The organism is Caulobacter mirabilis (assembly GCF_002749615.1).
Lineage (GTDB): Bacteria > Pseudomonadota > Alphaproteobacteria > Caulobacterales > Caulobacteraceae > Caulobacter > Caulobacter mirabilis.
On record NZ_CP024201.1, the window covers coordinates 956,158 to 982,649 of the forward strand.

Here is a 26,492-nt window from a genome sequence, read left to right on the forward strand (position 1 = left end):
GTGGCGCTTCCGGCGGTGGAGCGCCAGCCCATAGAGCCCTATACCTAGGCGGATGATCGCCCGGTCCTTCCCGATTCTGATCGTCGGCCCCACGCGCATCGGCGACGCCGTGCTCGCGTCGGGGCTCGTCAAGAAGCTCGCCGACGAGGCGCCCGGCGCCCGGTTCACCATCGCCGTCGGCCCCGCCGCTGCGTCCCTGTTCCGCGAGGTTCCGGGTCTCGACGAACTGATCGTCATGGAGAAACTCAAGGGTTCGGGCCATTGGTTCGCGCTCTGGAACAAGGTCCGCCATACCCGCTGGGGGCTGGTGATCGACATGCGCGGCTCGGCCCTGAGCAGTTTCCTCAAGCGCGACCGACGGGCCGTCTACAAGCGCCCGAGCGAGCCGACCCACAAGGTGATCGAGGCCGCGCGCCTGCTCACCCTCGAGGATGATCCGCCGCCGCCCTACCTGTTCACCAGTCCCGAGATCGAGGCTCACGCCGACGAACTGGTCGGCGAGGGCGGTCCGATCCTGGCCATCGGTCCGGCGGCCAACTGGATGGGAAAGACCTGGCCGATCGAGCGCTTCGGCCGGCTGGCGATCGAACTGCTGGACGACGAAGGTCCGATGGCCGGCGGCCGCCTGATGATCCTGGGCGGGCCCGAGGACGTCCGCCATGTCGAGCCGCTGGCCCGGACCATGCCCAAGGACCGGCTGATCGACCTGACCGGCCAGATCGACCTGCTGACCGCCTACGCCTGCCTCAAGCGGGCGCGGCTGTTCGTCGGCAACGATTCGGGCCTGATGCACCTGGCCGCCGCGGCCGGGGCGCCGACGGTGGGTCTGTTCGGTCCCTCGGACGATCGTCTCTACGCGCCTTGGGGGCCGCATACCCGGGTGGTCCGCGGACCGCGCGAATTCGAGCAGTTCAAGCAGGTCGACCCGGACTTCACCCAGGCCATCAACCACATGATGGACCTCCCCGTGGACGCCGTCGTCCGCGCCGCCCGCGAGCTGCTGGCGGAGACGGAGGAGGACGACGAAGGCGTCGAGGCGGAGATCGAGGAAGCGCCGCCGGCGGACGAGCCGGAGGCCGACGCGGAAGACTAGGCCTTGCGTGGTTCGAGACGCGGACCTGCAGGTCCGCTCCTCACCATGACGCATTCTGAGTTCGTCGTGGCGAGGAGCGAGCGTGAAGCGAGCGTCTCGAACCACGCAACGCGACTCCGCGACTATGGGGGTGCAGGCTGAAGCGTGCGGGTCTACAAGCCGACGAACCCATAGTCCCGAGGCTCCCCCATGACCCAGACCTACGACCTGATCCTCCGCGGCGGCGAGGTGGTGAACCATGCGGGGCGCGGTCTGACCGATGTCGGGGTCAAGGACGGCAAGATCGTCGCCATCGGCGACCTGTCGCAGGCCTCCGCGGCGGAGGTGTTCGACGCCGCCGGCCTGACCGTGCTTCCGGGCGTGATCGACAGCCAGGTGCACTTCCGCGAGCCGGGTCTCGAGTGGAAGGAAGATCTGCAGACCGGCGCCGATGCGGCGGTGCGCGGCGGCGTGGTCGCCGTGTTCGAGATGCCGAACACCGAGCCGACCACCACCGATCCGGACGCGCTGGCCGACAAGCTGCGCCGCGCCAAGGGCCGGATGAGCTGCGATCACGCCTTCTACGTCGGCGGCACGCACGAGAACGCCCAGTTCCTCGGCGAGCTGGAGCGTCTGCCCGGCTGCTGCGGCGTCAAGGTGTTCATGGGCGCCTCGACGGGCACCCTGCTGATCAAGGACGACGAGGGCGTCGAGGCCGTGCTGCGCAACATCCAGCGCCGGGCCGCCTTCCATTCCGAGGACGAGTACCGCCTGGAGGATCGTCGCCCGCTGGCCCGCACCGGCGACTGGACCAGCCACCCCGAGGTCCGCGACGCCGAGAGCGCCATCATGTCGACCTGCCGCCTGGTCGGCCTGGCCCAGAAGGTCGGCAAGCGCATCCACGTGCTGCACGTGACCACGGCCGAGGAGATCGAGTTCCTGAGCCGGCACAAGGACGTCGCCAGCGTCGAGGTCACGCCTCAGCATCTGACGCTGGAGGGTCCGGAAGCCTATGAGCGGCTGAGGGGCTACGCCCAGATGAACCCGCCGATCCGCGACGCCTATCATGTCGCCGGCCTGTGGCGCGGGATCGACCTGGGCGTCGCCGACGTGCTGGGCTCCGACCACGCGCCGCACACCAAGGACGAGAAGGCGCGGCCCTATCCGGCCTCGCCGTCGGGCATGCCGGGCGTGCAGACCCTGGTGCCGGTGATGCTGACCCATGTCGCCGAGGGACGGCTGACGCTGGAACGCTTCGTCGACCTGACCAGCCACGGCGTGAACCGCGTCTTCGGCCTGGCCGACAAGGGCCGCCTGGCGGTCGGCTACGACGCCGACTTCACCATCGTCGACCTGAAGGCGCGCCGCACCATCAAGCACGAGGACATGGCCACCCGCGTCGGCTGGACGCCGTTCGACGGCTTCGAGGCCAAGGGCTGGCCGGTGGCGACCATCGTGCGCGGCAAGGTGGTCATGCGCGACGACGAGATCGTGCTGCACGGCGCCGGCGAGCCGGTGCGTTTCGCCGAGACCCTGGCCCACTGAGGTGAGCGTCGAGATCCGGCCGTTCGCCGAGAAGGACCGCGCCCGCTGCCAGCGGATCGCGGCCGTCGCCGCGATGTCGTCCTATGGGCCGCGCCTGGAGGCGACGGTCGAGGTCTTCCACGACGACCAGCCGCTGGAAGACTGCGATTGGCGGATGGTGGCGGTCGTCGACGGAGAGGTCGCCGGCTTGATCGACATGATCGGCGGCCATGTCTCGAACCTGTTCGTCGATCCCGCGCGCCAGGGCCAAGGGGTCGGCTCGCGCCTGATGGCGGCGGCGGAGGAACGGGTCGAGGGCGACCTGACGCTGTCGGTCTTCACCGTGAATCCGGACGCGCGGCGGCTCTACGAGCGGCTTGGCTTCGTGCTGGAGGGCATGGGTTTCACCGACTTCGCCGGCGGCCGCCACGAACTGTGGCGGATGCGCAAGCCGCGGGGTTAGGCGGTTCAGAACATCCCGGGCGTGATGTCGCGCCGCGAATGAAGGACGCGGACGAGGGCTATGCCGCCGCGATCCATCGGCCTGTTGGCGAATCTGGAAAACGAGATCGTCCGCCCGCATCGAGGTTGTCGTCGGCCACATACTCCCAGATATCGACCAGGTCGGTTTCAGCCTGGCGCGAGATGTGGAGTTTGCTCACTCGGCGGCCTGGCGGGCGAGAAGGCGCTTCCGTCCCTCGGTCTTGATGCGTTCGAGAACCTTATCGTCGAACTCGCCCGCGTCCCCGCTCGCCAGCCCGTCCTCGATGTCCTTCTTCAGACGCAGGAACTTGGCCTCGCGCTCCTGCAGCAGACGCAGGCCTTCGCGGACAGCCTCCGAGGCCGAGCCGTACCGGCCGGACTTCACCGCCTGCTCGACGAAGGCTTCCAGTTCCGGGGTCAGGGACACGTTCATTGGGAAACTCCTTCGACGTGAGAATAACACAAAACGTGCAATTTTTGACATTGCGCGCCCTCTCGACATTTTTCGCGGACCCTGTCGAATGCGGCGATCCTCGCGCGTCTCTCCGCCAAGACGGCGCAGCGGGCGCCGTCGTGATGGGAGACCGACCGTGAAGTACATGCTGCTGATCTACGAACCGCACGACGCCTACACGGGCGACAACGGCGAGGCGTTGCTGATGGAGATCGTCGGCAAGCACATGGCCCTGTCGCAGGACCTGGAGCAGAACGGCGTGTTGCTGGGCGGCGACGGCCTGCAGGGCGTGGAGACCGCCACCACGGTCGCGACCGGCGAGGGCGGGGTTCAGACCCTGCACGACGGCCCCTTCGCCGAGACCCGCGAGCAGCTGGGCGGCTACTATGTCGTCGAGGTGGCTGACCTGGACCAGGCGCTGGCCTGGGCGCGCAAGGTGCCGGTGGCCGTCGGCGGCAAGGTCGAGGTCCGGCCGGTGATGATCTACTGACGTGGACGTCGGGGCGGCGATCATCGGCGCACGCGCTCGCGTGGTCTCCGCCCTGGCCGCCCGGTTCCGCGACCTCGACCTGGCCGAGGACGCCTTCTCCGACGCCGCGCTGACGGCGCTGGCCGTCTGGCCGGCCGATCCGCCGCGTGATCCGGCCGCATGGTTGTGGCGGGCGAGCCTGCGGAAGGCGCTGGACGCGACACGGCGGATGGCGACCCGGACAAGGGCGGTGTTCGACGACCCCGCGCCGGAGCCCACGCCGGAGGACATCGTCATGCAGTCCGACACGCCCATCCCGGATGAACGGCTGCGGCTGATCTTCGTCTGCTGCCACCCCGCCCTGGCGCCGGAGGCGCGGGCGGCGCTGACGTTGAAGGTCGTCTGCGGCCTGTCGACCGAGCGGCTGGCCCGGGCCTTCCTGGTCGCCGAGCCGGCCATGCTCCAGCGGATCACGCGGGCCAAGCGCAAGATCGCCGGCGCGGGCGTGTCGTTCGAGGTCCCGGCGCGCGCCGCCTGGCCGGAGCGGCTGGGGGCGGTGCTGGCCACGCTCGAGATCGCCTACGCCCAGGCTTACGAAGACGCGGCCCTGGCCGGCGACGGGGCCGATTTCGCGGCGGAGGTGCTGCGCCTCTCGGGCCTGCTCGTCGAGCTCGTTCCAGACGATCCGGAGGTGCTGGGGTTGGCCGCCCTGGTGCGTTTCGCCGAGGCGCGCCGCGCCGCGCGGCTGGACCGCGACGGCGGCATGATCCCGCTGTCGGAACAGGATGTCCGCGCGTGGGACAGCGGCCTGATCGCCCAGGGCGCGCGGCTGCTCGACCGCGCCGCGGCGTATCGGCGGACCGGCGCCTGCCAGATCCTGGCGGCGATCCACGGCGCGCATCTGTCGCGGCGCGACAGCGGCGTCACGCCCTGGCCCACGATCGTCAGGCTCTACGAGGCGCTGCGCGTCCTGCGGCCGGGCCCGGTGACGGCGGTGAACCGCGCGGTCGCGCTCGGGATGGCGCAGGGGGTCGAGGCGGGGCTCGACGCCCTGGCGGCCGCGCCCGCCGACGGCCGCCTGGACCGATGGCTGCCCTGGCAGGCGGCGCGCGCGTGGCTGCTCGAGGAAGCCGGTCGAAACGAAGAGGCCAGGGCGGCGTACGACGCGGCCCTGGCCCTCGATCCCGCCCCGGCGGAGCGGCTCTACTTTCTGCGTCGTCGCGAGGCGATCAGCGCTCCTGAAGGTTGATGAACGGCGTCCCGCCCGAGCCGGTGACCTGGGGCAGTTTGCCGTCCCACTTTTCGACGGCCTTCAGCTCGACGTAGCGGGGGTTGGCGGCCAGCGCCTCGTTGATGATCCGGATCGACTCGGCCTGACCGCGGGCGGCGGCGATCTGGGCCTCGGCCTGGGCCTGGGCCTTGGCCACCTGGGCCCGGGCGGTCAGGGTCTCCTGGTCGGTCTTGGTCTTGGCCTGGATCGCCTGGAGGATGATGTCCGGGTAGCGGATGGTGCCGATCCAGTCGAGCTGGGTCACCTGCACGCCGTGGCGGGCCCATTTGTTCGACACCCGCGCCAGGGCGCGCTGGATCACCTGCTGGCGGCCGCCGGAATACAGCTGGTCGACGTTCACCCGCTCGGCCTCGGCGGCGATCGCCGAACGGACGTCGTTGCGGATCGGGCCGTCGAGCAGCTGGTCGAAGGTCAGGCGATAGGTCTCATACAGCTTCGGCGCCGAGGTCGGGTTGACCTGCAGGGTGATGGCCACGTCCGCGGTCATCGGCAGGCCGGTGTTGTCGGCGAAGGTGATCTCCTCGTTCTCCGGCCCGCGCTCGTCCGCTTCGCGGGTGTAGCTGTAGGTGCGCTGGATCACCGGATACTCGACGATCCGCTCGCCGATGCCGCGGAAGTGCCAGCCCGAGTTCAGGGACTGGTTGTCGACGCCGGCGCTGCCGCCGAGCGTACGGATCTTCACCCCGACATTGCCGGGCTCCACGGTCTTGCCGCAGCTGATGAGGCCGACCAGCACCAGGCCGGCGACGATGACGCCGGCGACGATGCGGCCGATGGATTTGGCGTTGAACATGCGAAGCCCCCCAACGAATGGCGGGTAGGCTGGCCTGACTCGCGCCGCGCGTCAGCTTGCAGGGGGTGGCGCGTCGGCGAACGGCGCCCGATAAGCAGGCATGGACGGAAACACCTCGCTCTCGACCGCGCCCTTCCGCGACGCCCGCTATGCGCCGCGCCGGCTGGACGTCACCCGCCGCGACGACGGCGCGCTCGTGCTGGCCAATCCGACGCCCTACGGCGAGCAGTTCCTCACGACGCTCGAGGCCCTGGCGCGCTGGAGCGTCGAGGCCCCGGACCGCGTCTGGCTGGCCGAGCGGGCCGGCGAAGGCTGGCGGACGGTCACCTACGCCCAGGCCGCAGAGCAGGTCGCCGCCCTGGCCGGCGCGCTGAAGGGTCTGGGCCTCAAGCGCGGCGACACCCTGCTGATCCTGGCCCGGAACGGCGTCGACCACGCCCTGATCGCCTACGCCGCCATGAGCCAGGCCGTCGCCGTCTCGCCGGTGTCGCCCCAGTACGGCCTGGCCGGCGCGGACCTGTCGCGGCTGGCCTATGCCTGCGGCGTGCTGAAGCCGGACGTGGTCTACGCCGACGATGCTGCGGCCTTCTCCGGCGCCCTGGCGGCGGACTTCCTGAAGGGCCTGCCGATCATCGCCAGCGCCAACGCGGGGGAAGGGCATATCCGCTTCGAGGACATGCTGGCCTCGCCGCCCGCCGCGTCGGTCGCCCAGCCCGACGATACGGCCAAGCTGCTGCTGACCTCGGGGTCGACGGGGCGGCCCAAGGCGGTCATCGGCCTGCACCGCAACATCTCGCTGAACGCCGCCCAGATCGCCGCCTGCTTCGATGATCCGGAGCCGCCGGTGGTGGTCAACGCCGCGCCCTGGAGCCACAGCCTGGGCGCCAACGCCATCCTGCACATGGTGCTGCACCGGGGCGGCACGCTCTACATCGACGCCGGCCAGCCGACCCCGGCCAGGTTCGCCGAGACGGTGCGGAACCTGCATGAGGTCGCGCCGACCTATCACAACATGGTGCCGGCCGGCTGGGCGCTGTTCGTCACCGAGCTGGAGAAGGACGAGGCCCTGGCCCGGACCTTCTTCTCGCGCGTGCGAGTGCTGCAGTACGGCGGCGCCTCGATGGCCCAGAGCATCCTCGACCGGGTGCAGGCGGTGGCGGTCCGCGCCGTCGGCGAGCGGATCACCTTCGCCACCGGCTACGGCTCGACCGAGACCGGGCCGACGGCCTGCAACATCCACTGGCTGAACGCCCGCTCGGGCATGATCGGCCTGCCGGTGCCGGGCACGGCGGTGAAGCTGGTCCCGGCCGGCGAGAAGTTCGAGATCCGGGTGAAGGGGCCGCAAGTCTCCCCCGGTTACCTGGGCGAGCCGGAGCTGTCGGCCCAGGCCTTCGACGAGGAGGGCTTCTACCGCCTCGGCGACGCCGCCCGGGCGATCGACCCGGCCGATCCGGAGGCGGGTCTGATGTTCGACGGCCGGCTGGTCGAGAACTTCAAGCTGGCGTCCGGGACGTTCGTGGCGGCCGGAGCCCTGCGCGTCGCGGCGGTCTCGGCCGTCGGCGGGGCGGTCAGCGACGCGGTGGTCTGCGGCGAGGGGCAGGAGGGCGTCGGCCTGATGCTGTTCCTCGACCCCTCCAACTGCGCCCGGCTGGGCGGCGAGGACGCCGTCCGCGCGGCGATCCGCGAGGGCCTGGAGCGGATGAACACCGCGGCCAAGGGCGGCGGCGGCAAGGTCTGGCGGGCGCTGATCCTCGACGGAGCCCCCGACGCCGCCAGCGGCGAGCTGACCGACAAGGGCTACATCAACCAGGCCATGGCGCGGGACCGCCGCCCGGCGGAGCTGGCGCGTCTGTTCGCGGATGCGCCGGACGACGGCGTGATGACGTTCTGACTCCGGTCCTCTCCCATCGGGAGAGGGGGACCATGCGAAGCATGGTGGAGAGGGTCCAAGGCGGTGGATGGCGGCCGGCGCGTTAGGCCCCCTCCACCACCCTCCGGGTGGTCCCCCTCCCCCAAGAGGGGAGGATCAGGCCGGCGTCACCCGCTCTCGGCCTTCACTCTCCCGCCAATGCGCCAACGCTCCGACCGCGCCGACGCAGATGAGCAGCTGGCCGCCGTAGTACAGGCCCCAGACCCCCAGCCCGACCCAGAGCGCGTCCGGCAGCGGCCCCATGCGGCCGAAGATCAGCAGGTCGCTGACCAGGAATATCACCGCCCCGATCCCGACCGTGAAGCGCGGGAAGCGGCTGGTCCAGGCCGCCGCCGCCATAAGCGCTAGGCCCAGGCTGTAGAAGGCCACGCCCGGCGCCGCGGCGCGGTCGGCCGGCAGCATGAAGCTGATCGCCACGGTCGCCGGGATCATCACGAGGGCGAGCGCCAGCTGGCTCTTCTGGACGACCTTCCGCCGGTTGCGCAGGTACAGGACGATCCCCGTGAGGTGTCCGGCGAGGAAGGCCAGGGCTCCGACCGTGAAGTTGATCTCCAGCAGCACGTCCCCGGCGCAGCCCAGCGCCATCACCGCCGCCAGCAGCCACCCGTCCGGGCCTCGCGCCCGCAGCGCGGCGTAGACCGCCAGCAGCCCCACGCCCAGGCCCTTCCAGACGATGCTCGCCGCGTGCGGCAGGTCCAGGCCCCAGCTGGCCACATAGCTGACGCCCGCCGCGACGGACGCGGCCAGCACCAGGTTCGGCAGCGTGATCCGCCGCTCCATTCTCGCTTCCCCCTCTTGTTCTCGCCCGGCGGCGGAGGGTAGGGCCTTATCAACGCAAGGGAAGAGAGACACACCATGAACGGCGCCGACGCCCTGATCACCACCCTGGCCGACAACGACGTCACCGCCTGTTTCGCCAACCCCGGCACCAGCGAGATGCAGTTCGTCTCGGCCCTGGACCGCGAACCGCGCATGCGGTCGGTGCTGTGCCTGTTCGAGGGCGTGGCGACCGGCGCGGCCGACGGCTACGGCCGGATGGCGGGCAAGCCGGCCTGTACGCTGCTGCACCTGGGCGCCGGCTACGCCAACGGCGGCGCCAACCTGCACAACGCTCGCCGCGCGGCGACGCCGGTGGTCAACGTGATCGGCGACCACGCCACCTATCACCGTCAGTACGACGCTCCGCTGAACAGCGACATCGCCGGCTGGGCCGCGCCCAACTCGCTGTGGGTGAAGTCCGCCGACACCGCCGACAGCGTTGGCCCGCTGACCGCCGAGGCCGTGCTGGCCAGCTACGGCGCGCCCGGCGGCTGCGCCAGCCTGATCCTGCCGGCCGACAGCGCCTGGTCCGACACCGCGGTCAAGGGGCCGGTCCTGACGCCGGCGCCGCGCGCCAAGGTCTCGCAGGCCGACGCCGAGGCCGTCGCCGCGCGCATCAAGGCGGCGAAGAAGCCGGTGATCCTGATGGGCGGCTCGACCTGCCTGGACGCCGGGGTGCGCCAGGCCGGCCGCATCGCCGCGACCGGCGTGCGCGTGCTGACCGACACCTTCGTCGCCCGCATCGCCCGCGGCGCCGGCCGCTTCGCGCCCGACAAGATGATGTACTTCGGCGAGATGGCCCTGGCCGACCTGCAGGACGTCGACCTGATGGTGCTGGTCGAGACGGTCGAGCCGGTGGCCTTCTTCGCCTATCCGGATCGCCCCAGCCTCCTGGTCCCGGAGGGCTGCGAGGCCGCGACCCTGTGCGGCCGTGAGGCCGACGGCCCCGCCGCGCTGCAGGCCCTGGCCGACGCCCTGGGCGCGCCCGAGGCCGCGCCGGTCGAGGCCCTGGAGCTGCCGGGCCTGCCCAGCGGCCCGTTCAATCCCTACGCGATCGGCGCCTCGATCGCCCGGCACATGCCCGACAACGCCGTCGTCAGCGATGACGCGGTGACCGCCGGCCTGCCGATCTGGCAGTCGACCAAGACCGCCCGGCCGCATGACTGGCTGTGCCTGACCGGCGGCGCCATCGGCCAGGGCATCCCGGCGGCGATCGGCGCAGCCGTGGCCTGTCCGGACCGCAAGGTGCTGAGCCTGAATGGCGACGGCGCGGCGATGTACACGGTGCAGGGCCTCTGGACGATCGCCCGCGAACAGCTGGACGTGACCACCGTGGTGTTCGCCAACCATGCCTATCGCATCCTCAACATCGAGATGGGCCGCACCGGCGCCGGCAACCCGGGCCCGGCCGCCCGCAAGCTGCTCGACCTGGGCGAACCGCGCATCGATTGGGTTCAGGTCGCCGGCGGCCTGGGCATTCCGGCCGAACGTGTCTCGACCCCGGAAGCCTTCGACGCCGCCTTCGAACGCGCCATGAACCAGAAGGGGCCGCGCTTCATCGAGGCGGCGCTGTAGGGACCTCCCGGTCAAAGGTTGCGCCGTTGTAAGAAGACAAGGGCTTCGCGGCGCCGGACGCTTCCCGAACGTAATCTGTTCGCGGCGTGATGAAGAGCATCGACCCGAACAAACGTGTCGGGGAGACGCGATGGTCTTGCGGGATCAGCGAGGCGAAGGCTGGGGCGAGGCTTGGGGGCTTGACCCTGGCGGTCGCCGTGGCGGTGCTGACCATCGCCCCGACCACGGCTCAGGCGCAAGGCGGATCCAGATCCGCGGTCGGGCGCGAAGACCGTTTCGACGACTGAACATGAAAAAGGCCCGCCGGAGTGATCCGGCGGGCCCTCGTCGTTCAGGCGCTGGAAGCGGCTACTTCTTGCGCTTGTTGGTCGGCAGCTTGCAGGCGCCCAGGTTCTCGGCCTGGAGGCAGCTCAGCACCTCCTTCGGCTTGTCGCTCATCGGGGCGTAGCCGATGACCCAGCCCGGCAGGCCGTCGGAGCAGGCGACTTCCAGGTAGTTGGCGTCGGCGGTGCGCTTGTCCATCGCGCGGCTGTCGGAGACCACGCAGTCGCCCTTGCCGAGGGTCTTCAGGTCGGCGGTGATCTTCGGGTAGGCCACGTCCTTCTTGGTGAACGAGCAGCGGAAGCCCTGGGCCTCCGAGACCGCGCAGTTGAGGAAGGTGTTCTGGGCGCCGTCGAACACGGCCACGGCGCCGTCCGGACGGTCCGAGCACTTCAGTTCGACGATCTCCTGCGAGGCGCGCTGCGACGGCATGATGCCGTACTTCTCGACCTTGCACTTGAAGCCGGCCTTGGTGGCCAGGTTGGTGTAGAGGTTGTTCTGCTCGGTCTGGGCGACCGAGGAGTCGGTCAGGGTGCAGCCGCCGCCGACGAAGCTGGCGTTGGCGCAGTCGATCGCGCGAGCCAGTTTGCCGTCATTGGCCTGTTCGAGCATGTAGCCCTTGCCGTCCTGGCAGCTGACTTCGAACCAGTTGGCCGTGGTGGTGGAGAGGGCGTAGCGCTTGTCCTTGACGGCGCAGTTCTTGCCCGAGCCGGCGGCCAGGGTGTCGACGACGGCCAGCTGGGCGGCGCGGTCGGTCAGTTCGCAGGACAGGTTGCCGCCCGGCTCGTAGGCGAGGCAGGTGTTGGCCTTGACCTCGCCGGCGGGGCTGGCCGGGTTCGAAGTCTGCAGGATGTAGCCCGAACCGCCCTGGCAGGCGATTTCGAAGAAGCTGTTGGTGTTGTTCGAACCGATCGAGCGGGCCTTCTCGAGCGTGCAGGCGGCCCCGGACTTGGCGACCAGCGGGGCTAGGGCCTGGACCGGATCGCCGTTGGCGGGCAGCTTGCAGGCCAGCGAGTTGGGCTTGCCGTCGGCGCTGGGCTTGCTGGTTTCCAGGCAGGTGAAGAACTGCGGCTTGGCTTCGGTCTTCGCCATCAGGACGCCGCCGAGGCCGGGGTTGCAGGCGACCTCATAGAAGGACTGGCCGGCCTTCTTGTCTTCGCCGATGAAGCGGGCGTCGGCGACGGTGCAGGCCAGGCCGGCGGCCGTGACCAGAGCCGGCGTCTCCGCCATGCCCCTTTCGCGCGCCTTGGCGTCGACGCCGCCGGCGGGGGCTTCGGGCTTCTTGGCCGCCATCGCCGCGGCGGGCGTCATGGCGGCGACCACGAGGGCGGCGGCAAGGCCGATCCCGGTGAACCTCATTTTCCAAACTCCTGGGGCAGATTCCTCGCGCGGACTTAAGCGCGCGCTTTTTTCAGGGGTCAAGAGAACCCTTACGTGGCGTCGTAATTGCGGCGGCGGACTGAACCGCCGATGATGGGGCCGTTCATCTGGAGAGCAGTACGTTGCGGGACGGCATAGAGGATTCGGCGGCCGACGTTCGGCGCCCGAAACTGGAGTATCCCTTCGAGACGGTTCCGGAGCCGGGGACCGGTCAGGCGGTCGACATCGCGCCGGGCGTGAAGTGGCTGCGCATGCCGTTGGGGGGCTCTCTGCAGTTCATCAACGTCTGGGCTATCGAGGACGGCGAGGGCTGGACCGTGGTCGACACCGGCCTGCAGACCCGCGAGACGGCCCAGGCCTGGCGCGCCGCCTTCAAGGAGAGCCTGGGCGGTCGTCCGATCGTCCGCGTGATCGTGACCCACCTGCACCCGGACCATATCGGGCTGGCGGGCTGGATGACCCGCAAGTTCGACTGCCGCCTGTGGATGACCCGGCTGGAGTACCTCCAGTGCCGGATGCTGGTGGCCGACACCGGACGCGAGGCGCCGGAGGACGGCGTGCGCTTCTACAAGGCCGCAGGCTGGGACGAGGACGCCCTGGAGAACTACCGCACCCGCTTCGGCGGCTTCGGCAAGGCGATCTACCAGCTGCCCGACAGCTATCGCCGGCTCGACGACGAGGAAGAGTTCGACATCGGCGGGCGGACCTGGCGCGTGGTGACGGGCAACGGGCATTCGCCGGATCACGCCTGCCTCTACTGCCCGGAGCTGAAGCTGCTGATCAGCGGCGACCAGGTGCTGCCGCGCATCTCGTCCAACGTGTCGGTGTTCCCGACCGAGCCGGACGCCGACCCGCTGCTGGACTGGATGAGCAGCTGCGCCAAGGTGAAGGCCGCCGTGCCTGACGACGTGCTGGTGCTGCCGGCGCACAACGACCCGTTCCGCGGCCTGCACGCGCGGCTGGATCACCTGATCAACGGTCACGAGCGCTCGCTGGGCCGGCTGAGAAAGCTGCTGGCGACCGAGCCCAAGCGCGCGATCGACGTGTTCGGGGCCCTGTTCGCCCGCCCGATCGGACCCGATCTGCTCGGCATGGCCACCGGCGAGGGCCTGGCCCACATCAACTGCCTGATCGAACGCGGCCAGGTCGTGGCCGAGCCCGACGCCGACGGGGTGATCTGGTACCGGGCGGCGTAGCAGGGCCTTTTGATCCTCTCCCACCGGGAGAGGGGGACCACCCGAAGGGTGGTGGAGAGGGCCCAAGGCCTTTGACCCCCTCCACCATGCTTCGCATGGTCCCCCTCCCCCAAGAGGGGAGGAGAGCTGGCTTCGATAGTTCACATGCGAACTTGATATTTCGCGTGTGAACTATATCCTGCCGCCATGTCCACGTCGCCCGAGCGCCGCCTGTTCTTCCTGCTGTCCGCGGGCGAGCGGCGCGTGCAGCGCTGGATCGAGGCCGAGCTGGCGGCGGCCGGCGGCCTGACCGCGGCCCAGGCGGGGCTGCTGTTCTTCCTGGGCAAGGACGGCGGCGCCCTGATCGGCGAGGCGGCCGAGGCCCTGGACGTCGCGCCCTCGGCCATGACCGGCCTGGTCGACCGCATGGAGCGGGCCGGGCTGGTCGAACGCCGCGCCGATCCCAACGACGGGCGCGCGCAGCGCCTCTATCCCACCGACCGGGGTCGGGAGGCGCGCGCCTTCGCCCTGGACGGCCTGGACCAGATCAACGCCCGACTGACCGAAGGCTTCGACGCGGCCGAGGTCGATGTCGTCGCCCGCTGGCTCGCCAGCCTGCAGACCAACTTTCCCCGGAGATAACCCCATGACCGATCACGTCCTCGTCGCCGTCCTGGACGGCGTCATGACCCTGACCTTCAACCGGCCGGACAAGAAGAACGCCATCACCGACGCCATGTACGGGGTGCTGGCTGACAGCCTGACCGCCGCCGAGGCTGACCCGGCCGTCCGGGTGGTGCTGTTCAACTCCAACGGCGACAGCTTCACCGCCGGCAACGACCTGATGGACTTCGCGGCCGCCAACGCCTCCCAGGGCGGCGCGCCGATCGGCGACGAGCGCAACGTCGGCCGGTTCCTGAAGTGTCTGGCGCGGGCCAGGAAGCCGCTGGTCGCCGCCGTGCGCGGCCAGGCCGTGGGCGTGGGCACGACCATGCTGCTGCACTGCGACCTGGTCTATGTCGCCGACACCGCCCGCCTGACCGTGCCGTTCGTGAACCTGGCCCTGGTGCCCGAGGCGGCCTCCAGCCTGACGCTGCCGTCGCGCATCGGCCATGCCCGCGCCTACGCCATGTTCGCGCTCGGCGAGGCCCTCGACGGCAAGAAGGCCGAGGCCTGGGGCGTCGCCAACGAAGCCCTGCCGGAGGACGAGGTCGACGGCCGCGCCCTGCACGCCGCCCAGGCTCTGGCCAAGCGCCCGCTCGGCGCCCTGACCATCACCAAGGGCCTGATGCGCGACGCCGAGCATCTGGCCGCCCGCATGGACGAGGAGGGAGGCCTGTTCGCCCAGCGCCTGAAGACCCCGGAGGCCGCCGAGGCCTTCGCCGCCTTCATGCAGCGCCGGCCGGCGGACTTCTCGAAAGTGGGATGATCGGCAGGGGACATGGACCTCGGTACGTGTCCCCGGTTCCATTAAGGGGAGACGCACCGCTTCGCGGAGCATGTCCCCGATTTTCGTCCTGGCGATGTCGGCAAGGCGACAACCCATTCGTCCTTGGGGCAGAGTGCAGAACCGACGGAGACCCGCATGTCCTTTCAGGCCTATCTCGACACCATCCAGCAGAAGACCGGGCGCGACGCCGAGGCGCTGAAGGCCGAGGCCGACGCCCTCGGCCTCTCCGAGAAGGGCGTGCTGAAGTCCGGCGTGAAGGCCGGCCAGGTCGTGGACTGGGCCAAGGCGGAGTTGGGCCTGGGCCATGGCCACGCCATGGCGATCTATGCGCTGCTGAGCGGCAAGCGGAAGCCGGGCGACTGAGCGGGGCGCCATGGAGATCGCCCCCTACACGCCCGTCGACGAGGCTCAGGTGCTTGCGCTGTCGCTGCGGGCCTGGGCGCCCGTCTTCGAGAAGATGCGGCCGGCCGTCCCTGACTACGTCTACCGCGCCTTCTACCCGGCTGGATGGGCCGCGCGGCAGGCGGCCGATATCTCAAGCTATCTCGCGAGCGAGGACCTGACCGCCTTCGTCGTGCGCGAGAATGGCCGCATCCTGGGCTGGATCGGGTTGCGCACGCACCCGGAGGACCGGATGGGCGAAATCCACATCCTGGCGGTCGATCCCGACGCTCAGCAGCGAGGCGTGGCCCGCGCCCTGATGGACCATGCCCTGGCGTTTTTCCGCGCCGCGGGCCTGGAGATCGCCCTGGTGGAGACCGGCGACGACCCGGGGCACCAACCCTCGCGCGCGACCTATGAGGCGCTGGGGTTCGAACGCTGGCCGGTGGCGCGGTATTTCCGGAAACTCTGAACCCGGCCCGTCTCGTCTCGGCGCAAGCCCGAGAGGGTCTCCAAAGCGGCTAGCCCGGCAGCCCCTGATAGCGCGCCATGGTCGTGGCGAAGACGATGATCAGGGCGATCCCGACCACCTCCAGACCGATCCAGCGGCGTGTGCCGGCGACCTCGGCGGCGTCGGGCGACCAGGCGGCGTCGGCGGCGAACTGCTTGCGCCAGCGCAGGTAGCGCAGCGTCGGCGGGACCGAGAGCAGGCCCACGGCCAGGAAGGTCGCCATCTTGGCCCAGAACCAGAGGTTGGCTTCATAGTAGGCCCAGCCCTTGGCGGCGTAGAGCACCCGGGCGACGCCGACCAGAATCAACAGCACCGAGGTCGCGCCGTAGCCGACGTCGATGCCGGCGACGCGACGGGCCGTCTCGCCGGTCATGCCGGGCTTCACCAGCACGCTCTCCGCCATCAGCATCGCCACTAGGCCGAAGGCGAGGATGTGGTGCAGGATGGCGAGCACGAGATCCAGCATGGTCGTTCCCCCGAGGACGCCCCAAGCGGGTCCTTGTTCGCCGGCATGTGAGCCGGAACAACCCGGCCCGGCAAGAGGCCGTGAGGAGAGGACGCCATGGCAGAGCGCATCACGTCGCCCTTCGGCATGTTCACGCCCGCCCGCGAGGTGGTCGCCGGGGTCGACCTGGCCGGCAGGACCGCCATCGTCACCGGGGCGGCCACCGGCATCGGGATCGAGACCGCCCGCGCCCTGGCCGAGGCCGGCGCGGAGGTGGTGATCGCCGCCCGCAAGCCGGACCTGGGCGCGGCGGCGGTCGCGTCGATCAGCGAGACCGCCAAGGGACCCGGCGCCCGGTTCGAGATGCTCGACCTGTCGGACCTGGCCTCGATCCGCGCCTTCGCCGATCGCTGGGGCGGAAGGCCGCTGCATGTCCTGATCAACAACGCCGCCGTCATGGCCTGCCCGCTGGACCGGACCCGGGACGGCTTCGAGATGCAGTTCGGGACCAACCACCTGGGCCACTTCCTGCTCGGGAACCTGTTGGCGCCGGCGCTGGAAGCGGGCGCCCGGGAAGCCGGGAGACCCTCGCGCCTGGTCAGCCTGTCGTCGATCGGCCACCGCCGCTCGGATATCAACTGGGACGATCCGAACTACCGCACGCGCGCCTATGAGAAGTGGGAGAGCTACGGCCAGGCCAAGACGGCCAACGCCCTGTTCGCGGTCGGCTTCCACCAGCGGTTCAAGGATCGGGGCGTCGCCGCCAACGCCGTCATGCCCGGCGGCATCATGACCCCGCTGCAGCGCCACCTGCCGATCGAGGAGCAGAAGGCGCTGGGCTGGATCAAGGAGGACGGCTCGATCCGGGAGGGCTTCAAGACGCCGGAGCAGGGCGCCTCGACCAGCGTCTGGGCCGCGGTCGGTCCGGAGCTGGAAGGCGTCGGCGGCCTGTACCTGGAAGACTGCGCCCAGGCCGAGCCCTGGACCCAGGATCTGCCGTGGAAGGGCGTGCTGCCCCACGCGTTGGATCCGGGGAGCGCCGACCGGCTGTGGGCCTATTCGGAAGAGGCGGTGGGGCTGCGCTGAGGCGGGTTGCGTGGTTCGAGACGCGGACCTGATGGTCCGCTCCTCACCATGACGAATGTGGGTGAGTCCTGCTGAATTCGTCATCCTGAGGAGCGAGCCCCTGGCGACCCCGGACTGGATCCGGGGCTCGAAGGACGCAATGCCTGTCCCCTTCGAACGGCGCGGAGTCTATGCTCGGGGCTCTTCAACGGAGAGCTTCCCCATGTCCCTCGCCGGCAAGACCCTCTTCATCACCGGCGCGAGCCGGGGCATCGGCCTGGCCATCGGCCTGCGGGCGGCGAAGGACGGCGCCAACGTCGTCGTCGCGGCCAAGACCGCCGAGCCGCATCCCAAGCTGCCCGGCACGATCTACAGCGCCGCCGAGGCGATCGAGGCCGCCGGCGGCCAAGCCCTGCCGCTGGTCGTCGATGTCCGCGACGAGGCCAGCGTCTACGACGCCGTCGACAAGGCCGTGGCCCGCTTCGGCGGCATCGACATCTGCGTGAACAACGCCAGCGCCATCAGCCTGACGCCGACCGAGGCGACGGACATGAAGCGCTACGACCTGATGCATCAGATCAACGCCCGCGGGACCTTCCTGGTCTCCAAGGCCTGCATCCCGCACCTGAAGAAGGCGGCCAACCCGCACGTGCTGGCGCTGTCGCCGCCGCTGGACCTGGCCCCGCACTGGTTCGGGCGTCACGTCGCCTACACGGTGGCCAAGTACAACATGAGCATGTTCATGCTCGGCATGGCGGACGAGTATCGCGACGACGGCATCGCCTTCAACGGCCTGTGGCCGCGCACCGGCATCGCCACGGCGGCGATCCAGTTCGCCCTGGCCGGCGACGAGGGCATGAAGCACTGCCGCACGCCGGACATCATGGCCGACGCGGCCCACGCCATCTTCAGCAAGAAGGCCTCGGAGTTCACCGGCCGGTTCCTCATCGACGACACCTTCCTCTATGAGGAGGGCTTTCGTGATTTCGAAGTGTACCGCGTGGACCCGACCAAGCCCCTGATGCCCGACTTCTTCGTGCCCGAGTCGATCCCCGCGCCCCCGGGAGTGAAGATCGGATGAGCCAAGTCACCCTCCGCCGCGCCGTCGCCGCCGACGCGCCGGCCATCTTCAAGTTCGTCATGGACCTGGCGATCCACCACGAGCATGCCGACGAGGTGGAGACGACCCTGGCCGACATCGAACGGGAGTTCTTCGGCCCGACGCCGCACGCCTACTGCGAACTGGCCGAGCTGGACGGCGAGCTGCTCGGCTTCACCACCTGGTTCTACAGCTTCTCCAGCTGGACCGGCCGGCGCGGGATCTATCTGGAAGACCTGTTCGTCACCGACTCCGCCCGGGGCACCGGCGCCGGCCGGCTGCTGATGGCCGATCTCGCGCGGCGCTGCGTCGCCGAGAAGCTGCCGCGCATCGAATGGGCGGTCATCCCGGAGAACGAGGGCGGCATGGCCTTCTACAGCAAGCTCGGCGCCGCGCCGCAGGATCACGCGATCTGGCGGCTGGACGGGGAGGCGTTGACGAGGCTCGCCGCCTCGTGAGCGCGCCGCCGAAAACCGTCCTGGAGGTCTCGCCGGAGGAGGAGGCCGCCATCCGCCTGGCCGTGGCGACCGCCGATGTCGGCACGTTGGGGCTCGGCCGCGCCATCGCCCGACCGACGGACGCGGCCGATCTGGCGCGCTTCCTGGCCGATCCGCGGGTCTCGGACGCGATCTACGACCTGCCGCGGCCGATCGACGAGACCAACGTCCGGCGCTGGATCGTCGAGGGCGAGACCCAGTGGCGGGCGGGCCGGCGACTGCTGATCGTCAGCCGCGAGGCGACCGGCGAGATCGCCGGCTACAGCGACATCACCGTTTGGCCCGAGCGTTCGGCGGCGGAACTGGCCGGCGCCATCTCGCCCTCCCGCCAGAACGAGGGACAGGGCGGCGCCGGGGCGCTGCACACCTTCGGCTGGATCTTCGAGACCCTGGGCGTGCGGCTGATGTGCCTGACCGCGGCGACCGACAATGTCCGCTCGGCGCGGCTGATCGAGGCGGCCGGGTTCGTCCCGATGGGAACCCGCGACGCCACCCGCGCCGATGGGACGGTCCGCCGGTCGCTGTACTGGGAGATGACCCGGGATCAGTGGGCGGAGAAGTGGGGCTGAGGCGGTGCGGACGTCGTGCGTCCTTCGAGCCCCGGATCAAGTCCGGGGTCGCCAGAAGCTCGCGCCTCGGGATGACGAGGTCAGCAGGCGCCAAACCACATTCGTCATGGTGAGGAGCGGGCCCTCAGGTCCGCGTCTCGACCCACGCGCTAAGCCCGCTCGAACACCGCCGCGATGCCCTGGCCGCCGCCGATGCACATCGTCTCCAGGCCGTAGCGGCCGTCGCGCCGGTGCAGTTCGCGCAGCAGGTTGGCCAGGATGCGGCCGCCGGTGGCGCCGATCGGATGGCCCAGCGAGATGCCGCTGCCGTTGACGTTCAGCTTGTCCCGGTCGTCCCAGCCCCAGCCCTTGAGCACGGCCAGCACCTGCGGGGCGAAGGCCTCGTTCAGCTCGACCAGGTCGATGTCCTTCCAGCCGAGGCCCGTGCGCTTGAACAGGCGCTCGACGGCCGGCACCGGGCCGATGCCCATGCGCGAGGGATCGCAGCCGGCGGCGGCCCAGCTGTGGAACCAGCCCATCGGCTCCAGGCCCAGCTCGGCCAGCTTGTCCTCGGCCACGACCAGGCAGGCGGCGGCGGCGTCGTTCTGCTGGCTGGCGTTGCCGGCGGTGACCACGCCGTCCTTCTCGATGGCGCGCAGCTTGCCGAGGCTCTCCATCGTCGCGTCGGGGCGATAGCCCTCGTCGTGGTCGAAGACGATCGGATCGCCCTTCTTCTGCTTGACCAAGACCGGCGCGAGTTCGTCGGCGAACTTGCCGTCCTTCCAGGCCGCCGTGGCGCGCTGGTGGCTCATGACCGCGTATTCGTCCGACTGCTCGCGGGTGATGCCGTAGTCGCGGGCCAGGTTGTCGGCGGTCTCGATCATGCCGCTGATCACGCCGAAGCGCTCGATCGGCTGGCTCATCACCCGGCCGCGGGCGAGGCGGTCGTGCATGGTCACCGAGCCGGCGCGGGCGCCGTTGCGCATGTCGGTCGAGTAGTACTCGACGTTGCTCATGCTCTCGACGCCGCCGGCGATGACGACGTCGGCGGCCCCGGTCTGGACCATCATCGCCGCGTCGATGATCGCCTGCAGGCCCGAGCCGCAGCGGCGGTCGAGCTGGTAGCCCGGCACGTTCAGCGGGAAGCCGGCGGCCAGGGCCGACCAGCGGGCGATGCAGGGCGCCTCGCCGTTGCCGTAGCCTTGGGCGAAGATCACGTCGTCGACCCGCTCCGGATCGAGCTTCGTGCGCTCGACCAGCGCCTTGAGGATGACGGCGCCCAGCTCGCCCGCGGTCAGGCTGGAAAGCCCGCCCTGGAACTTGCCGACGGCGGTGCGGATGGGGCTGACGATGGCGACTCTGCGCATTCGAGACCTCTCAAACTGTCATCCCGGCCGGAGCGAAGCGGAGAGCCGGGACCCAGACTGCAGTGCGGTGACCCCTGGGGCCCGGACCGGCCTTCGGCCGTCCGGGATGACAGGGAAGGGTGTCAGATCGGGTCGTACGGGAACACCGAGGCGGTCGCGCCGGCGTCGAAGAAGCTGTTCTTCATGGCCGGCAGCGCCACGTCGAGCAGGCTGCGCGGGGTCCAGCCCTCGGTGTTGGCCATGTTGCGGACCGGGCGGGGCTGGTCGAACAGGATCACCTCGTTGCCGCGCACGGCGAAGATCTGGCCGCTGACGTCCTTGGCCTCGGGCGAGGCGAGGGCGACCGCCAGCTGCGCCACCTGGTCGGCGCGCATGGCGTTCTTCATCCGGGCGACGCGCTGGGCCGAGGCCTCGTCCTTCACCGGGATGGTGGCGATCATGCGGGTCCAGGCGAACGGCGCGATGACGTTGCTGCGCACGCCCTTGATCGCGCCTTCCATGGCCAGGATCCGCGACAGGCCGACCACGCCCAGCTTGGCGGCGGCGTAGTTGGCCTGGCCGATGTTGCCGATCAGGCCGCTGGTCGAGGTGAAGTGGACATAGGTCCCGTCCTGCTGGTCGCGGAACAGCTCCACAGAGGCGCGGGAGACGTTGAAGGCGCCGCGCAGATGGACGTCGATGACCTTGTCCCAGTCGTCCTCGGACATCTTGTGGAACATGCCGTCGCGCAGGATGCCGGCCGGATTGATGATGGCGTGCAGGGCGCCGAACGTGTCCTTGGCCTGTTCGACCATGCCCTGGACGGCCTTGTAGTCGGTGACGCTGTCGGAGTTGGCGACCGCTTCGCCCCCGGCGGCGCGGATCTCGGCGGCGGTGGCCTCGGCCGGGCCGGCGTCGCCGGCGTCGCCGCCCGCGACACTGCCGCCCAGGTCGTTGACGACCACCTTGGCGCCTTCGCGCGCCGCCAGCAGGGCGCACTCCTTGCCGATCCCGCCGGCCGCGCCGGTTACCAGGACGACCTTGCCCTCAAGCACGCCCATCCGCTGTCTCCCTTGGATTGTTCTTCCCTTTCCGACGGGTCTAAGCGCCGAACGTCGCGTCAGGCAAGCCGCCGATGACGGTTGGACGCATGGCCAACCGCGCGCCGATACGCCATGGTCAACCAGAGATTGCGATGGAGGAGTTCGTCATGTCCCTCGGGCGCTTTCATGAAGACCTGCACACCCTCTGGCTGGACGACGGCCGCCGCGTCGAACTGACCAAGGCGTTCAACTACACCGACCCCAATGGCCTGCTCTGGTCGGTGCCGAAGAAGGCGATCGTCGACGGCGCCTCGATACCGCGCATCCTCTGGACGCCCCTGGGCGGTCCCTTCGAGGGCAAGTACCGCAAGGCCTCGGTCATCCACGACTTCTACTGCGACCGGCGCAGCCGGGCCTGGGAGGCCGTCCATCGCGTCTTCTACGACGCCATGATCACCTCCGGCGTGTCCGGCGGCCAGGCCAACCTGCTCTACGCCGGCGTCTACTGGGGCGGGCCGCGGTGGTCGGAGACGGTGGTCGCCAACGCCCGCCTCCGCCATCCGGACGACGGGCCTCGCAGGCCTCGGAACCGGCCCCTCGGCGTGGACTTCGGCGACGACGAGGCGTCGTGGGAAGGTCCCGACCAGGGCATCGGCCTGGAGCCGCCGGACATCGACCTGGGCGGCGGCGAGGAGACGTTCGAGACCCGCACCGTCGTCGAGCAGTACGCCCTGCCGCCTGACGCGCTGGCGAATCTGGGCGGCGCCATCGCCGGCAAGGACCTCAGCCTCGACGAGATCGAGCGGCTGGTCGATCAGCGGACGCAGCGGCTGGAGCCGCACCGGGTCGAGCTGGGCGACGGCGAGCGCTACCGCCCGTTGGCGTTCGATGGCGACGCGGACGCGCTGAAGGGGCTGTGGTCGGACCTGGGCCTCGACGACAAGCCCTAGCCGTCAGGCGAGCCGATCGGCCTTGCGCAGGTCGGGGAACAGCTTGGCCCAGAGCACGGTGACGCCGAGGGCGGCGATCCCGCCGCCGACCACGGCGACCACCGGGCCGACGAACCTGGCCACGACGCCGCCGCGGAACTCGCCGAGTTCGTTCGAGGCGCCGATGAACAGCGAGGACACCGTCGCCACCCGGCCGCGCATGTGGTCGGGCGTCACCAGCTGGACCAGGGTCTGGCGGATGTAGACGCTGATCATGTCCGCCGCGCCCAGCACGATCAGGGCCGCGACCGAGAGCCACATCAGCTTGGACAGGCCGAACACCACGGTGCCCAGGGCGAAGATGCCGACGGCGACAAACATGATCCGGCCGGCGTTGCGGCGGATCGCCGAGGCGGCGAGGTAGAAGGCCATGGCGGCGGCGCCGATCGCCGGGGCGGCGCGCAGCAGGCCGAAGCCTTCCGGGCCGACATGCAGCACGTCCTTGGCGTAGACCGGCAGCATGGCCGTGGCGCCGGCCAGGATCACCGCGGCCAGGTCTAGCGAGATGGCCCCGAAGACGATCTTGTTGGTCCAGACGTAGACCAGGCCTTCCTTCATCAGCGCCCAGCGCGACCCGGGCTGCACCTCGGGCTGGGTGTTGCTCCTGATCAGCGAGATGGTCGTCACGGCGATCAGGTACAGGGCCGCGGCCACGCCGTAGGACAGGGCGGGCGAGATGGCGACGACGATGCCGCCGATCGCCGGCCCGGCGATCGAGGCGGTCTGCCAGGCGAGGCTGTTCCAGGCGATGGCGCGCGGCAGCAGGTGCCGGGGCACCAGCATCGGACCCATGGCCGTGTTGGCCGGCGCGAAGAAGGCGCGCGAGGCGCCGAACAGCGCCGCGCTGCCGAGCAGCATCCAGACCGAGGCGTGGTGCGTGAAGGCGGCCACCGCCAGCAGCACGGCCACGGCGATCTCGGAGGCGTAGGTGAACTTCAGGATGCGGCGGCGGTCGTAGCGGTCGGCGGTCTCGCCGGCCGGCAGGGCCAGCAGGAGCACCGGCACGAAGCTGATCAGGCCCAGCAGGCTGACCATGAAGGCCGACTGCTTCACGTCCATGGTCTGGCGGGCCAGGCTGTAGACATGCCAGCCCAGCGCCACGGACTGGATCTGGACCCCCAGGACCGCGGTCCACCGCGAAATCCAGAAGAGAATGAAATCGCCCTGCCGAAGCAGGGCGCGGGTCGATGTGTCGGGTTCGGCGGACTCTGACATGAGCCTTCTCCTTTGCGCCCGTATCGCCGGTCTCGCAACCATCGTTGACGACAGGGTTCGCTGACCGTATGTGCGCGGCCATCAGTGGCGATGGAGCGAGGGCCGCATGCGCAGCCTCCGACGAACGAGCCGCCGCGCCAGCCGCGCGGCCGACTAGCCGCCCCGGGCCTTACGAAGGCGCGGGGTTCGTTCTCCTGTTCCTTCTCCGGTTCCTTCCTCCATGTCCCAGATTTCCTACCGGCCCGAAACGGCCGACGACGCGCCGCTGATCGAAGCCCTGCTCGAACGGGCCTTCGGACCCGGCCGCCACGCCAAGGCCGCCGACCGGCTGCGCGAGAATAACCGCCTGATCCCCGAGCTCAGCTTCACGGCCTGGGACGGCGACCGCCTCGCCGGCTCGGTGCGGATGTGGCCGGTGACCATCGCCGGCGAGCCGGTGGTGTTCCTCGGCCCGATCGCCGTCGAGGCCGAGCTTCGCAAGCACAAGATCGGTCAGCAGCTGGTCGAGTTGGCCTGCGAGGCCTCGGCCCGGGTCGGCTGGCGCGCGGTGCTGCTGGTCGGCGACGCGCCCTACTTCGGCCGGGTGGGCTTCGAGGCCGAGCCGGCGCGGGGCGTGGTCATGCCCGGTCCCGTCGACCAGCGCCGGGTGCTGCTGAAGCCCCTGCGCGACGGCGGCGCCGACGGGCTGGCGGGGCCGGTGTGGCGCTAGAGCGGGTCGACATTCAGCCTGAGTTCCCCAAATCCGCCTATCCCGGCGAAGGCCGGGACCCAGTTTCAGGGCGGAATGTCGGCGGATAGTCTCCAAATTCAGGCGCTCAGGCGGCTGGGTCCCGGCCTTCGCCGGAATAGGCGGGGACAATAGCTCGAACGTCGATCCGGGCTAACTGGGACGGCGGCTCGGCAGCCAGGACAGGATCAGCGACGTCAGCAAGCCGGCCGCCTCGGCCTCGGGCAGGGACCCGTCGAGCATGCGCCCGGCAAGGGCGTCGCCGGCGCCGACGACGGCGATGCAGCGCAGCCTCAGCTCCGCGTCGTCGAGGTCGACGAGCGGCCGGAACGCGACCACGTAGGTCTCGACGTAGCGGTCGATCAGCTCGCGCTGGAAGGCCTCCAGCGCCGGGTCGCCCTGCAAGGCGACGGCGATCGCGAAGGCTTCCGGCCCGACCGTCGCATAGCAGCGTATGGTCGCCTGGCCCGCCGCCCGCGCGGAGGCGCCGAAGCCTGCGTCCGCCTTGGCCAAGGTCTCGCGGAGGGTCTGATGCTGCCGGTCGGCGATGTCGCGGTAGAGCTGCATCAGCAGGCCCGCCCGCGTCTCGAAATGCTGGTAGGCGACCGGCCGGCTGACCCCCGCGCGCTCGGCGAGATGGCCCAGGGTCAGGGCGTTGGCCCCCTTCGTCCGCGCGATCTCCAGGGCCGTCGCCAGCAGCTGCGCCCTGCGTTCCGCCTTGCTGAGCTTACCCATCACGGTTCCACCGGACTTTTCGACGGCGAGCCCTTGCGGCCGTCAGGTCATGCATCCACTTACACACTGTAACTTACATTTTGTAAGTTCTAACAATGACCCAAGACGCTTGGGCGGACCAGAGGGAATCTCGACATGACGACGCAAGCACCGGTGCTCCTGATCGGCGGGGCCGGTCTGATCGGCGCGACGGCGGCGAGAACGCTGCGCCGGACCTATCCGGAGCTGCCGATCACGCTCGGCGTCCGCGATCCCGTCGGCGCGGCGGCGCTGGTCGCCGACCTCGGCCGGGCCGAGGCGGCGGCCGTCGACCTGTCCCGACGGGATCTCGGGCTCGATCCAGCGGCCCGGTTCAGCGCCGTCGTCGTGTTCTTCAAGGATGCGACGCTGAACTCCCTGCGGTTCGCCCAGGATCGCGGCCTCGGCTACGTCGACATCTCCTCCGCCGCCTTCGAGCTCGGGCCTCAGGTCGCCTTGGCGATCCAACGCCCCGACGCATCCGCGGTGGTGATGGCGAGCAACTGGCTGGCGGGGACGAGCACCGCTGTCGCGGCTCACTACGGGGCCGAATTCGACCGGATCGACGCCATCAAGGTCTCCGCGCTGCTCGACGACCAGGACATCGGCGGCGGGGCCGCGGCCGAGGACTACGAACGCCAGACCGGCGCCGGACCCAGCGCCCTGCAGCTGCGGGGCGGCCGCTGGACCTGGGCGTCCGGCGACGAGGCCAAGGAGGTGTTCTCGAGCGTCGACGGTCGCCCGTTCGAGGCCGCTCCGTTCGGCAATCTCGACGTGCTCAGCCTGGCCACCGCGTTCGACGTCCCTTCGGCGAGGTTCGAATTCGCCGTCGGAGAGACCGCCAGCCGGCTTCGCGGCGAAGCCTTCTCGACCGAGATCGTGATCGAGATCGCCGGCCGCCGGCGCGACGGACGGGAAGGGGTGTTCCGCTTCCGGGTCGTCCACCCCGAGGGGCAGGCGCCGCTGACCGCGCAAGGCGTCGCCCTGGTCGTCGAGCGGCTGGCCGGCCTGGGCGGGCTGCCGCGGCTGGAGCCTGGCCTCTACCTGCCGCACACGGTCGTCGATCCCGGCCGCGCCGTGGCCGCCTTCCGCGCCATGGGCGCGGTGATCGAAGAGGCCTAGCGACCGCGGCGGGGC

28 protein-coding genes are annotated in these 26,492 nt (G+C 70.3%); 19 read left to right on the top strand and 9 right to left on the bottom strand.

The genetic code is table 11. The annotated features are described in order from the left end of the window. The first annotated feature begins 52 nt into the window (after positions 1-52). The 3 genes from CSW64_RS04640 to CSW64_RS04650 all read left to right on the top strand — a co-directional run bounded on the left by CSW64_RS04640 (position 53) and on the right by CSW64_RS04650 (position 3,059). Entirely contained in the window at positions 53-1,093 is a 1,041-nt protein-coding gene (locus CSW64_RS04640; protein ID WP_099621003.1) for a glycosyltransferase family 9 protein, read from the top strand. Positions 1,094-1,282: 189 nt separating this feature from the next. Beyond that, on the top strand, positions 1,283-2,617 hold the full coding sequence (locus CSW64_RS04645; RefSeq protein WP_099621004.1) for a dihydroorotase: 1,335 nt from the start codon (positions 1,283-1,285) through the stop codon (positions 2,615-2,617). 1 nt (position 2,618) lies between these two features. Beyond that, entirely contained in the window at positions 2,619-3,059 is a 441-nt protein-coding gene (locus tag CSW64_RS04650) for a GNAT family N-acetyltransferase (RefSeq protein ID WP_099621005.1), read from the top strand. Between the two features lie 195 nt (positions 3,060-3,254). Here CSW64_RS04650 and CSW64_RS04655 read toward each other — a convergent pair whose 3' ends face one another. Further along, complete coding sequence (locus CSW64_RS04655) at positions 3,255-3,512, bottom strand: type II toxin-antitoxin system ParD family antitoxin (RefSeq protein ID WP_099621006.1); 258 nt, start codon at positions 3,510-3,512, stop codon at positions 3,255-3,257. A gap of 166 nt (positions 3,513-3,678) precedes the next feature. Here CSW64_RS04655 and CSW64_RS04660 point away from each other — a divergent pair, with 166 nt between their 5' ends. Next, entirely contained in the window at positions 3,679-4,023 is a 345-nt protein-coding gene (locus CSW64_RS04660) for a YciI family protein (RefSeq protein ID WP_245863889.1), read from the top strand. A gap of 1 nt (position 4,024) precedes the next feature. After that, positions 4,025-5,251, top strand: coding sequence for an RNA polymerase sigma factor (locus CSW64_RS04665; protein ID WP_099621008.1), 1,227 nt, complete (start codon positions 4,025-4,027; stop codon positions 5,249-5,251). On the opposite strand, the gene CSW64_RS04670 is transcribed toward CSW64_RS04665, so the two are convergent. Further along, positions 5,232-6,086, bottom strand: a complete 855-nt coding sequence (locus CSW64_RS04670) for an SPFH domain-containing protein (protein ID WP_099621009.1) — start codon at positions 6,084-6,086, stop codon at positions 5,232-5,234. The genes CSW64_RS04665 and CSW64_RS04670 overlap by 20 nt on opposite strands. 100 nt (positions 6,087-6,186) lie before the next feature. Between CSW64_RS04670 and CSW64_RS04675 the strand changes: the two genes are divergently transcribed. Then, positions 6,187-7,977: a feruloyl-CoA synthase gene (locus CSW64_RS04675; protein ID WP_099621010.1), complete on the top strand. Its 1,791-nt coding sequence runs from the start codon at positions 6,187-6,189 to the stop codon at positions 7,975-7,977. A 135-nt stretch (positions 7,978-8,112) separates the two neighbouring features. On the opposite strand, the gene CSW64_RS04680 is transcribed toward CSW64_RS04675, so the two are convergent. Then, a complete protein-coding gene (locus CSW64_RS04680; RefSeq protein WP_099621011.1) occupies positions 8,113-8,796 on the bottom strand; it encodes a lysoplasmalogenase family protein in 684 nt (227 codons plus the stop codon). A gap of 75 nt (positions 8,797-8,871) precedes the next feature. On the opposite strand from CSW64_RS04680, the gene CSW64_RS04685 reads away from it, so the two are divergent. Then, positions 8,872-10,410: an acetolactate synthase large subunit gene (locus CSW64_RS04685; protein WP_099621012.1), complete on the top strand. Its 1,539-nt coding sequence runs from the start codon at positions 8,872-8,874 to the stop codon at positions 10,408-10,410. 348 nt (positions 10,411-10,758) lie between these two features. Here the strand turns inward: CSW64_RS04685 and CSW64_RS04690 are convergent, their stop codons facing one another. Further along, positions 10,759-12,090: a hypothetical protein gene (locus CSW64_RS04690; RefSeq protein WP_099621013.1), complete on the bottom strand. Its 1,332-nt coding sequence runs from the start codon at positions 12,088-12,090 to the stop codon at positions 10,759-10,761. Positions 12,091-12,233: 143 nt separating this feature from the next. Between CSW64_RS04690 and CSW64_RS04695 the strand changes: the two genes are divergently transcribed. From CSW64_RS04695 to CSW64_RS04715, 5 genes are all read left to right on the top strand, one after another. Beyond that, positions 12,234-13,307 (top strand): MBL fold metallo-hydrolase, encoded by a 1,074-nt coding sequence (locus CSW64_RS04695; protein WP_245863831.1) that lies wholly within the window; start codon positions 12,234-12,236, stop codon positions 13,305-13,307. 186 nt (positions 13,308-13,493) lie between these two features. After that, positions 13,494-13,928, top strand: coding sequence for a MarR family winged helix-turn-helix transcriptional regulator (locus CSW64_RS04700; protein ID WP_099621014.1), 435 nt, complete (start codon positions 13,494-13,496; stop codon positions 13,926-13,928). A gap of 4 nt (positions 13,929-13,932) precedes the next feature. Then, the gene (locus tag CSW64_RS04705) at positions 13,933-14,715 is read left to right on the top strand and encodes an enoyl-CoA hydratase-related protein (protein WP_099621015.1); all 783 of its coding nucleotides are present in this window, start codon (positions 13,933-13,935) and stop codon (positions 14,713-14,715) included. Positions 14,716-14,871: 156 nt separating this feature from the next. Further along, positions 14,872-15,099: a DUF4287 domain-containing protein gene (locus tag CSW64_RS04710; protein WP_099621016.1), complete on the top strand. Its 228-nt coding sequence runs from the start codon at positions 14,872-14,874 to the stop codon at positions 15,097-15,099. A 10-nt stretch (positions 15,100-15,109) separates the two neighbouring features. Further along, positions 15,110-15,589: a GNAT family N-acetyltransferase gene (locus CSW64_RS04715; protein WP_099621017.1), complete on the top strand. Its 480-nt coding sequence runs from the start codon at positions 15,110-15,112 to the stop codon at positions 15,587-15,589. A 49-nt stretch (positions 15,590-15,638) separates the two neighbouring features. Here CSW64_RS04715 and CSW64_RS04720 read toward each other — a convergent pair whose 3' ends face one another. Continuing rightward, entirely contained in the window at positions 15,639-16,094 is a 456-nt protein-coding gene (locus tag CSW64_RS04720; RefSeq protein ID WP_099621018.1) for a DUF2214 family protein, read from the bottom strand. Between the two features lie 96 nt (positions 16,095-16,190). On the opposite strand from CSW64_RS04720, the gene CSW64_RS04725 reads away from it, so the two are divergent. The 4 genes from CSW64_RS04725 (at position 16,191) to CSW64_RS04740 (ending at position 19,303) form a co-directional block, all read left to right on the top strand. Then, positions 16,191-17,159, top strand: a complete 969-nt coding sequence (locus CSW64_RS04725) for an SDR family NAD(P)-dependent oxidoreductase (protein WP_099621019.1) — start codon at positions 16,191-16,193, stop codon at positions 17,157-17,159. A gap of 202 nt (positions 17,160-17,361) precedes the next feature. Further along, the gene (locus tag CSW64_RS04730) at positions 17,362-18,219 is read left to right on the top strand and encodes an SDR family oxidoreductase (RefSeq protein ID WP_099621020.1); all 858 of its coding nucleotides are present in this window, start codon (positions 17,362-17,364) and stop codon (positions 18,217-18,219) included. Then, positions 18,216-18,695 (top strand): GNAT family N-acetyltransferase, encoded by a 480-nt coding sequence (locus CSW64_RS04735; protein WP_099621021.1) that lies wholly within the window; start codon positions 18,216-18,218, stop codon positions 18,693-18,695. The genes CSW64_RS04730 and CSW64_RS04735 overlap by 4 nt, the downstream gene beginning before the upstream one ends. Next, a complete protein-coding gene (locus tag CSW64_RS04740; RefSeq protein ID WP_172448456.1) occupies positions 18,692-19,303 on the top strand; it encodes a GNAT family N-acetyltransferase in 612 nt (203 codons plus the stop codon). The genes CSW64_RS04735 and CSW64_RS04740 overlap by 4 nt, the downstream gene beginning before the upstream one ends. A gap of 149 nt (positions 19,304-19,452) precedes the next feature. Here the strand turns inward: CSW64_RS04740 and CSW64_RS04745 are convergent, their stop codons facing one another. Together CSW64_RS04745 and CSW64_RS04750 are read right to left on the bottom strand one after the other, a co-directional pair. Continuing rightward, the gene (locus CSW64_RS04745) at positions 19,453-20,649 is read right to left on the bottom strand and encodes an acetyl-CoA C-acetyltransferase (RefSeq protein ID WP_099621023.1); all 1,197 of its coding nucleotides are present in this window, start codon (positions 20,647-20,649) and stop codon (positions 19,453-19,455) included. Between the two features lie 122 nt (positions 20,650-20,771). Next, the gene (locus tag CSW64_RS04750) at positions 20,772-21,689 is read right to left on the bottom strand and encodes an SDR family NAD(P)-dependent oxidoreductase (RefSeq protein ID WP_099621024.1); all 918 of its coding nucleotides are present in this window, start codon (positions 21,687-21,689) and stop codon (positions 20,772-20,774) included. Positions 21,690-21,838: 149 nt separating this feature from the next. Here CSW64_RS04750 and CSW64_RS04755 point away from each other — a divergent pair, with 149 nt between their 5' ends. Further along, positions 21,839-22,621 carry a DUF1353 domain-containing protein gene (locus tag CSW64_RS04755; RefSeq protein ID WP_216361231.1) on the top strand — a complete coding sequence of 261 codons (783 nt, stop codon included), beginning with the start codon at positions 21,839-21,841 and terminating at the stop codon, positions 22,619-22,621. A gap of 3 nt (positions 22,622-22,624) precedes the next feature. Here the strand turns inward: CSW64_RS04755 and CSW64_RS04760 are convergent, their stop codons facing one another. After that, complete coding sequence (locus CSW64_RS04760; RefSeq protein ID WP_099621026.1) at positions 22,625-23,875, bottom strand: MFS transporter; 1,251 nt, start codon at positions 23,873-23,875, stop codon at positions 22,625-22,627. A gap of 220 nt (positions 23,876-24,095) precedes the next feature. Between CSW64_RS04760 and CSW64_RS04765 the strand changes: the two genes are divergently transcribed. Beyond that, positions 24,096-24,584: a GNAT family N-acetyltransferase gene (locus CSW64_RS04765; RefSeq protein WP_099621027.1), complete on the top strand. Its 489-nt coding sequence runs from the start codon at positions 24,096-24,098 to the stop codon at positions 24,582-24,584. A gap of 171 nt (positions 24,585-24,755) precedes the next feature. Here the strand turns inward: CSW64_RS04765 and CSW64_RS04770 are convergent, their stop codons facing one another. Continuing rightward, on the bottom strand, positions 24,756-25,337 hold the full coding sequence (locus CSW64_RS04770) for a TetR/AcrR family transcriptional regulator (RefSeq protein ID WP_099621028.1): 582 nt from the start codon (positions 25,335-25,337) through the stop codon (positions 24,756-24,758). Between the two features lie 135 nt (positions 25,338-25,472). Here CSW64_RS04770 and CSW64_RS04775 point away from each other — a divergent pair, with 135 nt between their 5' ends. Beyond that, positions 25,473-26,477 carry a Rossmann-fold NAD(P)-binding domain-containing protein gene (locus CSW64_RS04775; protein ID WP_150131332.1) on the top strand — a complete coding sequence of 335 codons (1,005 nt, stop codon included), beginning with the start codon at positions 25,473-25,475 and terminating at the stop codon, positions 26,475-26,477. The last annotated feature ends 15 nt before the right edge of the window (positions 26,478-26,492 follow it).